The sequence below is a fragment of the Streptomyces sp. NPDC090442 genome, assembly GCF_044769405.1.
Lineage (GTDB): Bacteria > Actinomycetota > Actinomycetes > Streptomycetales > Streptomycetaceae > Streptomyces.
Map to the genome: position 1 here is coordinate 19,696 of NZ_JBIVXW010000031.1, position 12,559 is coordinate 32,254.

At 69.8% G+C, this 12,559-nt stretch carries 8 protein-coding genes; 7 read left to right on the plus strand and 1 reads right to left on the minus strand.

Going from position 1 to position 12,559, the window contains the following annotated elements; all coding sequences use genetic code 11:
- The first annotated feature begins 126 nt into the window (after positions 1-126).
- The 3 genes from ACIQU6_RS22165 (at position 127) to ACIQU6_RS22175 (ending at position 3,762) form a co-directional block, all read left to right on the plus strand.
- Positions 127-852: a polyprenol monophosphomannose synthase gene (locus tag ACIQU6_RS22165; protein WP_403483446.1), complete on the plus strand. Its 726-nt coding sequence runs from the start codon at positions 127-129 to the stop codon at positions 850-852.
- Positions 849-2,279: a hypothetical protein gene (locus ACIQU6_RS22170; protein ID WP_403483380.1), complete on the plus strand. Its 1,431-nt coding sequence runs from the start codon at positions 849-851 to the stop codon at positions 2,277-2,279. The genes ACIQU6_RS22165 and ACIQU6_RS22170 overlap by 4 nt, the downstream gene beginning before the upstream one ends.
- Positions 2,280-2,394: 115 nt before the next feature.
- Complete coding sequence (locus ACIQU6_RS22175) at positions 2,395-3,762, plus strand: phosphomannomutase/phosphoglucomutase (RefSeq protein WP_403483381.1); 1,368 nt, start codon at positions 2,395-2,397, stop codon at positions 3,760-3,762.
- A gap of 117 nt (positions 3,763-3,879) precedes the next feature.
- On the opposite strand, the gene ACIQU6_RS22180 is transcribed toward ACIQU6_RS22175, so the two are convergent.
- Positions 3,880-7,317: a GH92 family glycosyl hydrolase gene (locus tag ACIQU6_RS22180; protein WP_403483382.1), complete on the minus strand. Its 3,438-nt coding sequence runs from the start codon at positions 7,315-7,317 to the stop codon at positions 3,880-3,882.
- A 454-nt stretch (positions 7,318-7,771) separates the two neighbouring features.
- Here ACIQU6_RS22180 and ngcE point away from each other — a divergent pair, with 454 nt between their 5' ends.
- From ngcE to ACIQU6_RS22200, 4 genes are all read left to right on the plus strand, one after another.
- Positions 7,772-9,205 (plus strand): N-acetylglucosamine/diacetylchitobiose ABC transporter substrate-binding protein, encoded by a 1,434-nt coding sequence (ngcE, locus tag ACIQU6_RS22185; RefSeq protein ID WP_403483383.1) that lies wholly within the window; start codon positions 7,772-7,774, stop codon positions 9,203-9,205.
- A 64-nt stretch (positions 9,206-9,269) separates the two neighbouring features.
- Complete coding sequence (locus ACIQU6_RS22190) at positions 9,270-10,193, plus strand: carbohydrate ABC transporter permease (protein ID WP_403483384.1); 924 nt, start codon at positions 9,270-9,272, stop codon at positions 10,191-10,193.
- A gap of 11 nt (positions 10,194-10,204) precedes the next feature.
- Complete coding sequence (locus ACIQU6_RS22195; protein ID WP_403483385.1) at positions 10,205-11,080, plus strand: carbohydrate ABC transporter permease; 876 nt, start codon at positions 10,205-10,207, stop codon at positions 11,078-11,080.
- A gap of 227 nt (positions 11,081-11,307) precedes the next feature.
- The gene (locus ACIQU6_RS22200; RefSeq protein ID WP_274912745.1) at positions 11,308-12,516 is read left to right on the plus strand and encodes an ROK family transcriptional regulator; all 1,209 of its coding nucleotides are present in this window, start codon (positions 11,308-11,310) and stop codon (positions 12,514-12,516) included.
- The last annotated feature ends 43 nt before the right edge of the window (positions 12,517-12,559 follow it).

Below are 12,559 nucleotides of genomic sequence, written 5' to 3' on the forward strand. Positions count from 1 at the left end.
TCCTCTGCCTTCAACGAAAGCAACAAGCTAGTGCCTACCCCCTCCCTCTCCGCCGCCGCCCCGCACTCCGCGCGCGACACCGCCAGACTCCCCGACGCCTGGGCCCGCACCGCCCTGACCGTCGTGATGCCGACCTACAACGAGGCCGAGAACCTGCCCCGTATGGCCAAGGACCTGATGGACCTCGGCCTGGAGGGCCTGCGGCTCCTGGTCGTTGACGACAACAGCCCGGACGGCACCGGCCAGGTCGCCGAGCGGCTCGCCGAGCAGTACCCGGGCCGCATCGACGTACTGCACCGCACCGCGAAGGAGGGACTGGGCAAGGCTTACGCGGCCGGCATGAACAAGGCCGTCGAGGACGGCGCCGAGTACGTCCTGCAGATGGACGCGGACGGCAGCCACCCCGTCGAGTACGTGCCGCAGTTGCTGGGCGGTGCGCTGTCCGCCGGCGCGGGGCTGGCCATCGGTAGCCGTTATGTCTGCGGCGGGCGGCTCGCCCCCGAGTGGGGTCTGCACCGCAGGCTGCTCTCCCGCTGGGCGAACCGTTACGTCAGCGGCGTGCTGCGGACCGGGCTGCGGGACGCCACCGCCGGGTTCGTGCTGTGGCGCGCGGACGCGGTCCGCGCCGCCCGCCTGGACCAGGTCCGCTCCAGCGGCTACAGCTTCCAGGTCGAGCTGAAGTACCAGGCAGTCCGCAACGGGTTCACCGCCCTGGAGATACCCATCCACTTCGAGGAGCGCCAGATCGGTGCTTCCAAGATGTCGATGGCGGTACAGGTCGAGTCCGCGATCATGCCCTGGTGCATCCGGTTCGGCTCCCTGGGCACCCCCCGGCGGAGGGCCGGCCAGTGAGCGTCGGAACCGAGCACATACCCGACCGGGTCGAGGACCGGAAGCCCGGCCGGACCGCGCGCCCGGCGCCGGACCGGCCGTCCGCCGACCGGCAACGGTCCCGGCACCGCCGCGTGGACCGCCGGCTGGCCGGGCTCGCGATGCCCGGTCTGGTAGCCGTGCTCTTCGTCGTCCTGCACGTCTTCGCCTTCCCGGCCTCGCTCTTCTCCAACGACTCCTACCGCTACGCCCGCCAGGCGTACGAGTACCTCGGCGACACCCGCCCGGAGGCCCAGCACAAGGCGCTGGTGGCGTACTGCAAGGACGAGGCGAACCGCAAGTACCGCGCCCAGCTCCTCGACGAGATGAAGTTCAAGGGGCCGCGCGACCCCAAGGCGTACCAGCAGTGCATGAAGGCCACCGAGGCCACGGGGCTCAAGCCCAACGACCCGCGCTATGAGCGGATCTTCGAGACCCGGCCCCTCTACCCGCTGCTCGCGGCGCCCTTCGTCGGCGTGATGGGGGCCAAGTCCGGACTGAGCGCGGTATCCCTGATCTTCACCACCGCCGGCGGCTTCTTCCTTCTCGCCACCCTGCGCCGGGTCGGGCTCTCCCCTGGACTCGCCCTGCTCGGCCAAGTCCTCTACTACGCGACCCCACTGGCGACTTGGGGCACCCTCCCGCTGGCCGAAGGCCCGCTGCTCGCGATGCTGGCATCGATGCTGTACGGCGCGGTGTGCCTGCTCCAGGGCCGGATCCGTACGGGAGCACTGGTCTACACGGCGTCGCTGGCGGTGTCCGCGGGCGTGAAGTACTCCAGTGCCCAGATGGCCGCGGTCACCATGACCCTGGCCGCCGGCGCCATGCTTCTCTGTGTACGCCGCACACGGCACCGGGGCACCTGGTGGCTTTTCGGTCTGTCGGCCGGCACCGTGGCGGCCGTCACGTCGATCAGCAAACTCCTGGCGCTGCCCGGCACTTCGGCCACCCTCCAGGACACCTTCAGTAAGCACTGGACCAAGCCCGAGGTGGCTGCACCCTGGCACGACCTGGTGCACCTCAACGTCAACTTCTGGTGGCAGTGGGCCCAGCACCAGGCTCTCGCTCCCGTGCTCGTCCTCCCGCTGGGGCTGGCCCTGTGGGGACTGTGGCGGCGCTCCGTACCGCTCGCCTTGACGGTCGTCGGACTGGGCGCCACGGGCATCGCCACGGTCGTCGCCCACCCTGTCTACTTCCAGACGGAGCGCCTGTACGCGGCGGTTTGGCTGATCGTCGCCGCCGGACTGCCGGTTCTGGTGGACGTGGCCGTTCAACGCGCGGTCCGGCGTCGTTGCGGGGGCTCGGCCGAGACCCCCGGGCTCGACCGGGCCGACGCGCTGGAGACCGTCCGGGTGGCCAGCGGTGGTTCCCGCACGGCCTCGCCCTCGCCGGAGCGTTCAGCGCCGTAACCGGCCCCGCGGCCCGGCTGCCCCGTGCCCCGGCCCAGGCCGGCCCAACGGCACGGCGGTCAGCACCCGTTCGACGCCCCACACTTCAACCCCCCACAGACCTGGAAGACACCCCATGCCCGACTACTCCCGCCTCGTCAAGGCGTACGACATCCGCGGCGCAGTCCCCTCCGAGCTCAACACCGACATCGCCGCCAAGGCCGGTGCCGTGTTCATCCGCCTGACCGGTGCCGAACGGATCGTCACCGCACGGGACATGCGTGACACCTCGCCGGCGCTGGCGGAGGCGTTCGCGGCCGGGGCCAACCGCGCCGGGGCCGAGGTGATCGATGCGGGGCTCGGTTCCACCGACTACCTGTACTACTGCTCGGGCAGTTTGGACCTGCCGGGCGTGATGATCACCGCCAGCCACAACCCGGCCGGGGACAACGGCATCAAGCTCTGCCGGGCCGGCGCCGCCCCGATCGGTGAGGAGACCGGACTGGCGCAGATCCGTACCTGGCTGGAGGACGACGACATCCCGGAGCAGGCGCCGGTGCCCGGCACCACCGTCCGCCGCGAACTGCTCGCCGAGTACGCGGCCCACCTGAACTCCCTGGTCGGACTGGGCGGCATCCGCCGTCTGAAGGTCGCCGTCGACGCGGGCAACGGGATGGCCGGACACACCGTCCCCGCCGTTTTCGACGGCCTGCCGATCGACCTGGTGCCGCTCTACTTCGAACTGGACGGCACCTTCCCCCACCACGAGGCCAACCCCCTCGACCCCAAGAACCTCCTCGACCTCCAGGCACTGGTCAAGGAGTCCGGTGCCGACATCGGACTGGCCTTCGACGGCGACGCCGACCGCTGCTTCTTCATCGACGAGACCGGCGCGGCCGTTTCCCCCTCGGCGATCGTCGGCCTGGTCGCGGCTCGGGAACTGGCCAAGAGCCCCGGCTCGGCGATCATCCACAACGTCATCACCTCGGCCGCCGCAGTGGAGATCATCCGCGAACACGGCGGCATCCCTGTCCGCTCGCGCGTCGGACACTCCTTCATGAAGGCGCTGATGGCCGACCACGACGCGGTCTTCGGCGGCGAGCACTCCGGTCACTACTACTTCCGGGACTTCTGGAGGGCCGACACCGGCATGCTCACCGCCCTGCACGTCCTGGCCGCCCTCGGCGAACAGGACCGCCCGATGTCCGAACTGGTCGCCGACTACTCCCGTTACGCCGCCTCCGGCGAAATCAACTCCAGGGTCGCCGACACCACCGCCACCCTCAGCACGGTCGAGGCGGCGTACCGCGACCGCGACCAGGTCACCACCGACCGCATGGACGGCCTGACCGTCGCCTTCGGCGACGGCCGCTGGTACAACCTCCGCCCTTCCAACACCGAGCCGCTGCTGCGCCTGAACGTCGAGGCCCCCGACCCGACGTCGATGGCGACCCTGCGGGACGAGGTGCTGGGCCTGGTCCGGGAGCCCGACCGGACGTCTTGAGCGGTCCGCGACCCGGTAAGCGTCCGGTAGGCAGGAACCATGTCGGGGCGGCCGGGGTTGCCGCCCCGACACGGCCGGCGCTGAGTCTCACGGATCGTCAGGCAACGGCGATGCGGGTCAACCGGCCTGGCGGCTCCCCAGTAGCTCAATTTCCGACAGCGTGTGCCGGTCTTCGGGAGTGTCCAGGACGAGTCGGTAGTGCCGGTAGCTGGCCGGGTGGGGGAGGCTGAAGGGGCGGGTCTGGCGGTCCCAGGCGAAGGACTGGCCGGTCCGGCGGTCCAGCGCCGTCCAGGACCTGCCGTCCTGGGAGCCCTCAAGTACCCATCCCGTCGGCGCCCGTTCCCGGTCCGCCGAGGTGAGGGTGTACTGCACCGCCCGCACCGGCCCCGCCACCGGTAGTTCCACGGAGCTGAACTCCGCGGAGGTGGCGGAGGAGTCGTCGAACAGCGGACCCGTGGGCGTCGTCACGTCGCGGGGCGGGGACGGCGCCCGGTCGCCCCGTGTGAGCGAAGTGGGCCCCGCGTCAGGGCCGTTGGCCCAGGGGGAGGGGCGGGGGCCCATGGTGAAGTCGAGGGTGGCGCCGTGGGCGAGGAGGGCGTGGGGGAGGGCGGTGGAGTTCCAGGGTCTGCCGTTCACCCGGAGGTCTTGGACGTAGACGTTCCGGGGGCTGTTGTGGGGCGCGTTGATCACCAGGTCGCGGCCGTTCTCCAGGTGGACGACGGCCTTGGTGAACAGCGGTGAGCCCACCGCGTACTCGCCCTGGCCCATCACCAACGGGTAGAAGCCCAGGGCGCTGAAGACGTACCACGCGGACATCTCGCCGTTGTCCTCGTCGCCCGGGTACCCCTGGCCGATCTCGCTGCCGAGGTAGAGCCGGGAGAGCGCCTCGCGGACCTTTGCCTGGGTCTTGTACGGCTGGCCGGCCGCGTCGTAGAGGTACGCGATGTGGTGCGCGGGCTGGTTGCTGTGCCCGTACATCCCCATCCGGACGTCGCGGGCCTCGGTCATCTCGTGGATGACGTCGCCGTAGGAGCCGGCGAACCGCTTGGCGGCGGTCTCCGGGGTGCCGAAGTAGGCGTCCAACTTCCCGGCCAGGCCGGCCCGTCCGCCGTAGAGGTCGGCCAGCCCGCGGGTGTCCTGCGGGGCGGCGAAGGCGAACGTCCAGGCGTTGGTCTCGGTGTAGTCGTAGCCCCAGACCCGGGGGTCGAAGCGGTCCGGGGGCAGTCGCCAGGCACCCTTGGCGTCCCGGCCCTGGAAGAAGCCGACGCGGTCGTCGAAGAGCCGGACGTAGTTCTGGGCCCGGCCCAGGAAGTACGTCGACTCCTCCTTGTAGCGGGGGTTGTGGGTTCTGGCGTAGAGGGCCTGCCCCATCCGGGAGATGCCGAAGTCGTTGAGGTAGCCCTCCAGCGCCCAGGACGCGCCCTCGCGGGTGTCGGTGCTGGTATAGCCGAGGAACGGCGCGGTGGTCATGCCCTTGCGGCCGACGCCGGCGGAGGGCGGGGCGACGGTGGCGTTCTTCACGGCCGCGTCGTAGGCCGCGGCGGCGTCGAACTTCACGCCCTTGACGTAGGCGTCGGCGAACGCGACGTCCGAACTGGTGCCGGTCATCAGGTCCGCGTAACCGGGCGAGGACCAACGGGAGATCCAGCCGCCGTCCTTGTACTGCTGGACGAAGCCGTCGACCATCTTCCCGGCCCGCCCGGGGGTGAGCAGGGAGTAGGCGGGCCAGGTGGTGCGGTAGGTGTCCCAGAAGCCGTTGTTGACGTACACCGTGCCGTCGACGATCTTCGCGCCGGTGTGCGTGGGGGTGTCCGGGCCGGCCGGCGGGGAGAACGGGCTGGCGTAGCGGACCCGCGAACCGACCTGCTCCGAGCCGGAGTTGGGGTAGAGGTAGAGCCGGTAGAGGTTGGAGTAGAGGGTGGTCAGCTGGTCCTGGGTGGCGCCCTGCACCTCGACGCGGCCCAGGAGGGCGTCCCATTGGGCGCGGGCGCGGTCCCGGACGGTGGCGAAGGAGGTGCCGCCGGGGATCTCCCGGGCCAGGTTGGCCTTCGCCTGGTCGACGCCGATCAGCGAGGTGGCCAGGCGCAGCGTCACGGTCCGGTCGGCGCCCGGTCGCAGCTTCAGATAGCCGGTGACGTTCTTGCCGCCTCCCCCCGTGAGCCGCCCGCTCGCGGTGACCGGCGCGTCCACCACGCCGTAGACGAACAGCCGGGTGGCGCCGACCGAGAGCCCGCTGCGGACGTCGGAGTAGCCGCTGACGACGCCGTGTCGGGCGTCCAGGGTGAGCCCGCCCTTGTCGTTGACGTTGTCGAAGAGCAGGTTGGCGTCCGAGCGGGGGAAGGTGAACCGCATCATCGCGGCGTGGTCGCTCGGCGCGACCTCGGCCCGCAGTCCGTTGTCGAAGGTCACCGCGTACCGGTACGGGCGCGCGGACTCGCGCTCGTGGTGGAAGGGCAGCGCGCGCCCGGTGCGCGAGGCGTCCGGGGTGCCGGCCGCGGTGGACGGCATCACCTGGAAGGTCTGCCGGTCGCCCATCCAGGGGCTCGGCTCGTGACTGGCGCCGAACGCCTGGAGGGTGGGCAGGTTGTCGGCGTTGTTCTTGCGCGCGTACTCGTAGAGCCAGTCCGTGGAGCCGGCGTTGGTCACCGGCGTCCAGAACGTGAAGCCGTTGGGGACCGCGGTGGCGGGGAAGGTGTTACCGCGCGAGAAGCTGCCGCTGGAGAGGGTGCCGCGGGTGGTGACGGCGTAGTCGGAGAGGTGCGCGAGCGGCTTCTCGGGCGCCTTGGGCGCGATCACGAGGTCGTCGAGCCAGCCGCGGAAGGCGGGCGCGGTGCGCGGCGCCCGGGGCGCGTCGTAGGCGAGCAGGATCCGGGCGATGGTCTTGCCGGCGGCGACCGCGCCGATCCGGGCCTCGCGGTTGTTCCACTGGTTGACGTAGAGCGTCTTGGCGGCCGCCTGGCCCTGCGGGGTCAGCGGCGCCCCGTACTGGTCGGTCGCGGCCAGCTCGCTCAGATACGTCCCGTCGGTGAAGGCCAGGTCGACCGCGACATGGGTGGCGGGGTAGTCCAGGTCGGTCTCCGCCAACTCCGGGAAGAGCTTGTACGACAGCGTGGTGGCGGGGGTGACGGGCAGGTGGACCGCGAACAGCTTGTTGTACGAGGAGGCCCGGCCGGCGGCGGTGTGGGTGCCGGCGTAGCGCAGGGCGTGGCCGCCGGTGAAGCCGGCGTGCGGTTTCGCGGTGGGGGAGTCGGCCGGGCCGGTCCCGGTGGCGGTGTTCATCCCGGGCGCGCCGGGAGTCTTCTCCGGGGTGACGCCGGAGGTCTTCGGGCGGCCGTCCGGGCCGGTCTCGACGGTGTCGGTCCAGTCCGGCGCCGGCTGGCCGGGCTCGAAGGAGGACCGGAACTCCGCCGTTCCGCGCGGTGGTTGGGGCGTCACGGCCCGCGCCGGGCCGGTCGTGCCCGGCGCGGTCAGGGCGAGCAGGGCGGCCGCCACGAGGGCGGCGGGGCGGGCGATTCCCCGCAGTGGACTGTGCCGGTGTCTGTGCCGGTGCCGCACGCGAGACCCTCTCAACGGGATTGACATCGTTGTCAGTTGCGTAGTGCAGAGATAAGTAAGGTGCGCGCGGAGGTGGGTGTCAAGGGTGCGGCGGGAGCCGGTGCGGCCGTGTCGCGCCCGGCTCCCGCCACCGGCGCCTTTTCCTCGCCGATGCCCCCGGACGGGGCGCCGAAGGCGCATACCGACGAGGTCTCAACTAGAGAAAGACTGCCGGCCAACTCGGTATCCGATCTTGCCTGTTCGGCCGGAAGTGGACTATACCTATCGGCGTCCGAACCCGGCCGTACGACTGTCGGCACGGAATCCGGGGGGAAAGCGGGGGAACGGAGAATTCCCCTGCCTGTCCCTAGCTCGCCCGGTTGCACATCCCGCACGACTCAGCTTCAACTGACCCGCGGTGCCGGGGTGGCTCCGGTACACCGCGTTCAGTCCCGGAGAAGGCGAGGACTTGAGCATGGGCTCCACCTTTGAAGTCAACCGTCGCGATCTGGTCAAGAGAGCCGCCGCACTGGGAATTCTCGCGGTACCGGCCATGGGGGCCCTCTCGTCCTGTGCCACCGGAGGCGGCGGCGGTTCCGACGAGGGCACCAAGAACAAGGGCGCCACCTCCGCCAAGAATCCGCTCGGCGTGAAGAACGGCGTACCGCTGGAGGCGTTCATCTTCAAGGGCGGGCTGGGCGACCAGTACGCCAAGGACGCCGAGGCGGACTACCACAAGACCTACGGCACCACGGTCAAGCACACCGGCACCCAACAGATCGGTCCCAAACTCCAGCCGCGCTTCGCCGGCGGCAATCCGCCCGACGTGATCGACAACTCCGGCGCCGACCACCTCGACATGAACAAGCTGTCCGCACAGGGGCAGTTGCAGGACCTCACGCCGCTGCTCGACGCCCCGTCGGTGGACGATCCGAAGAAGAAGGTCCGGGACACGCTCTACCCCAGCACCATCGAAAAGGGCAAGCACAAGGACGCCTTCGACGTCTTCTACTACGCCTTCACGGTGTACGGCACCTGGTATTCCAACAAGCTGCTGAAGGACCGGGGTTGGCAGTACCCCACCTCCTTCGACGAGATGATCAGCCTCTGCGCCGAGATCAAGAAGGCCGGAATCGCGCCCTGGACGTATCCGGGGCACTATCCCTACTACGTCCACTTCAACATGTTCGCCCAGATCGCCAAGATCGGCGGGCTGGACAAGTGGATCGCCATCGACAACCTCGAACCCCGCGCCTGGACCTCCAACGACGCGGTCAGGCAGGTCATCGGGCACTACGAGGAACTGGCCGCCAAGGGGTACTTCCTGGCCGGCAGTCAGGGCATGACGCACATCCAGTCGCAGACCGCCTGGACCCGCGGCAAGGCCGCCTTCATCCCCAACGGCTCCTGGGTGGAGAACGAGGCCGCGCCCACCACCCCGGCCGACTTCGACATGGCCGTCGGCCCGCTGTTCAACGGCGGCAGCGGCGACAAGATGCCGCACGGCACGCTGCGCGCCGAGCCCAGCGAGCCGTTCATCGTCGCCAAGGGCGGCAAGAACCCCGTCGGCGGCATGGAACTGCTGCGCATCATGCTCTCCAAGAAGCACGCGCAGAATTTCGCCACCAAGGTCAAGTCGCTGACCTCCGTCCGCGACGCGACCGACGGAATGCAGCTCTCGCCGGGCCTCGCCTCCGCCGCCAAGGCGGTCAAGGCCGGCGGGCAGAACCTGCTGATGATCCAGCTCCAGGAGTGGTATCCGCAGCTCACCGACGAAAAGCTCGGCGGTATCACCAGCCAGTTGCTCACCGGCGACCTCAAGGCCGCCGACTGGATCAAGAAGGCGCAGGCGTACGCGGACGCCATCGCCAAGGACGATTCCGTCACCAAGTTCCACCGCTCCGCCTGACCGGGCTTCCCGACCGGGACGCAAGTCCACGCACCACCGCTGACGAGGGAGGGCCGGGGAGCGCATGCGACACGGCAAGTACCGATTCATCGTGGGGTTCCTGGCCCTGCCCCTACTGCTCTACGGCATCTTCGTGATCTCGCCGTTCGTCCAGGCATTCCAGATTTCCACCACGGAATGGAGCGGACTGCGCGGCACCGCCAAGAGCGTCGGGCTGGCCAACTACACGAAACTGCTGCACAGCGACGAATTCTGGAACGCGCTCAAGCACAACGTCGTCATGTTGGTGCTGGTGCCGATCGTGACGCTGGCGCTGGGGCTGTTCTTCGCGTTCATGCTGAACGTCGGCGGCCGGTCCCGGCGCGGCGCGGTCATCACCGGCGTCCGCGGCGCGCGGTTCTACAAATTCGTCTACTTCTTCCCGCAGGTCATCTCGATCACCATCATCTCGGTGATCTGGTTCAACATCTACAATCCCGATCCGCACGACGGCATGCTCAACTCGCTGCTGGGCGCGGTGGGTTTGGGCTCTTTCCAGAGCGCCTGGCTGGGGGAGGGGAGCCTGGCCCTGGCCTGCATCATGGTCGTGATGGTCTGGGCGAACGTCGGCTTCTACGTCGTGCTGTTCTCCGCCGCCATGGCCTCCATTCCCCGGGAGATCTACGAGGCCGCGCTGTTGGACGGCGCCAGCCGCTTCCACACCTTCTTCCGGATCACCCTCCCGCTGCTGTGGGACACCGTGCAGACCGGCTGGGTCTACATGGGCATCATCGCGATGGACGCGTTCGCGCTGGTGCAGATCATGTCCGTCAACATGGGCGGCCCGGACGGCGCGACCGACGTCGTCCCGCTCCGCCTCTACCTGACCGCCTTCCGCGACAGTCAGTTCGGCTACGCGGCGGCGATGGGCGTCGCCATGCTCGTCGTCACGCTGCTGTTCGCCGCCCTCACGATGCGCTTCGCGCGCCGTGAGCGGATCGAGTTCTAGGGACAGGGCGCATGACGACTTCAACCACGCCGGCGCGGGCGCGCCGGACCGCCGAGGGCGGCACGCTCAACGTCTTCTCGCACGGCATCCTCGTGGTGTGGGCGCTGATGGTGGGCCTGCCGCTGCTGTGGGTGCTGTGGAGCTCCTTCAAGAGCAGCGGTGACATCCTCACCGCCCCCTGGTCGCTGCCGGGCAAGCTGCACTTCGAGAACTGGGTCAACGCCTGGCAGAAGGCGAACATCGGCCGGATGTTCCTCAACACCCTGATCGTGGTGGGCGGTTCGCTCACCGGCACGATGGTGCTGGGGTCCATGGCCGGCTACGTCCTGGCCCGCTTCGACTTCCCCGGCAACCGCCTCATCTACTACCTCTTCGTCGCCGGCATGTCCTTCCCGGTCTTCATGCTGGTGATCCCGCTCTTCTTCGTGCTGCGGGACTTCCCCGGCGTCCCGCTGCTGGCGACGTACCAGGGCCTGATCGCCGTCTACATCGCCTACTCGCTGCCGTTCACGGTCTTCTTCATGACGGCGTTCTTCCGCACCCTGCCGACGTCCATCGCGGAGGCGGCGATGATCGACGGTGCCTCGCACGTGCGGACGTTCTTCCAGGTCATGCTGCCGATGGCCAAGCCGGGCCTGATCAGCGTGGGGATCTTCAACTTCCTGGGCCAGTGGAACCAGTACCTGCTGCCGATGGTCCTCAACCAGGACGAGAGCAAGTACGTACTCACCCAGGGCCTGGCCAACCTCGCGCTCCAGCAGGGCTACCAGGGCGACTGGGGCGGACTGATGGCCGGCATGATGATCGCGATGCTGCCGGTGCTGCTCGTCTACGTCATCTTCCAGCGGCAGGTACAGGCCGGGCTGACGGCCGGCGCGCTGAAGTAGCGCCGACCGCCGCGTCGGAAGGGCGGTTCCGCACCCGGCGGAACCGCCCTGTCCGCCTGCCCCACCGCCTCCCGGTTGCCCCCGGACTCAACGCCTTGACGTAACTTCCTCCCTGGAGTTCTGCTTAGAGTTCACATGTTGAAATCGGTTGCCGCCCCTCCGACGACGTGGGTGCGGCCGGCGGGCAGTCGTCGCACTGCCCACCCCAGGCGGGAGTGGATGAGTCGATGGAGACTCCGGGGTCGCAGTCCTCGCTGCACCGGGCCAATCTGGAGCGGGTCGTCCGGGCGGTGCGCATGGCGGGCTCGCTCACCCAGGCGGAGATCGCCCGGAGCACGGGGCTGTCCGCGGCCACCGTCTCGAACATCGTTCGCGAGTTGAAGGACGGCGGGACGGTCGAGGTGACGCCCACCTCCGCGGGCGGTCGCCGGGCACGCAGCGTCTCGCTCTCCGGCGACGCCGGCATCGTCGTCGGCGTCGACTTCGGCCACTCCCACCTGAGGGTGGCGGTCGGCAACCTCGCCCACGAGGTGCTCGCCGAGGAGGCCGAGCCGTTCGACGTGGACGCCTCCGCGGCCGAGGGCTTCGACCGGGCGGAACGGCTGGTCAGCCGGCTGATCGAGCGGACCGCCGTCACTCCGGGCAAGGTCATCGGCGTGGGCCTGGGCGTCCCCGGCCCGATCGACGTGGAGTCCGGCACCCTCGGTTCGACCGCGATCCTGCCGGGCTGGGCGGGCACCAAGCCCGGCGAGGAGCTCTCCGAGCGGCTCGGCGTGCCCGTCTACGTCGACAACGACGCCAACCTCGGCGCGCTCGGCGAGTTGGTGTGGGGCGGCGGCCGCGGCGCGGCGGACCTGGCGTACATCAAGGTCGCCAGCGGCGTCGGCGCCGGGCTGGTGATCAGTGGCCAGATCTACCGCGGCCCGGGCGGCACGGCCGGCGAGATCGGCCACATCACCCTGGACGAGACCGGCCCGGTCTGCCGCTGCGGCAACCGCGGCTGCCTGGAGACCTTCACCGCCGCCCGCTACGTCCTGCCGCTGCTCCAGCCCGGTCACGGACCGGACTTGACCATGGCGGGGGTGGTCCAACTGGCCCGTGAGGGCGACCCCGGCTGCCGGCGGGTCATCGCGGACGTCGGCCGGCACATCGGCAGCGGCGTGGCGAACCTCTGCAACCTCCTCAACCCCAGCCGGGTGGTGCTGGGCGGCGACCTCGCCGAGGCCGGCGAGCTGGTGCTCGGCCCGATCCGGGAGTCGGTGTCGCGGTACGCGATCCCCAGCGCCGCACGGCAGTTGAGCATCGTGCCGGGCACCCTCGGGGGTCGCGCCGAGGTGTTGGGGGCGCTGGCCCTGGTGCTGAGCGAGATGGGCGATTCGAGCCTGCTCGACGGGGTGCGGGACGCGGACGCGGCCGCCATAGCGCGACCGGCATAGGTTCACCTCCAGAACGCATGGCACCGTTGTCATCTCGTTAAGG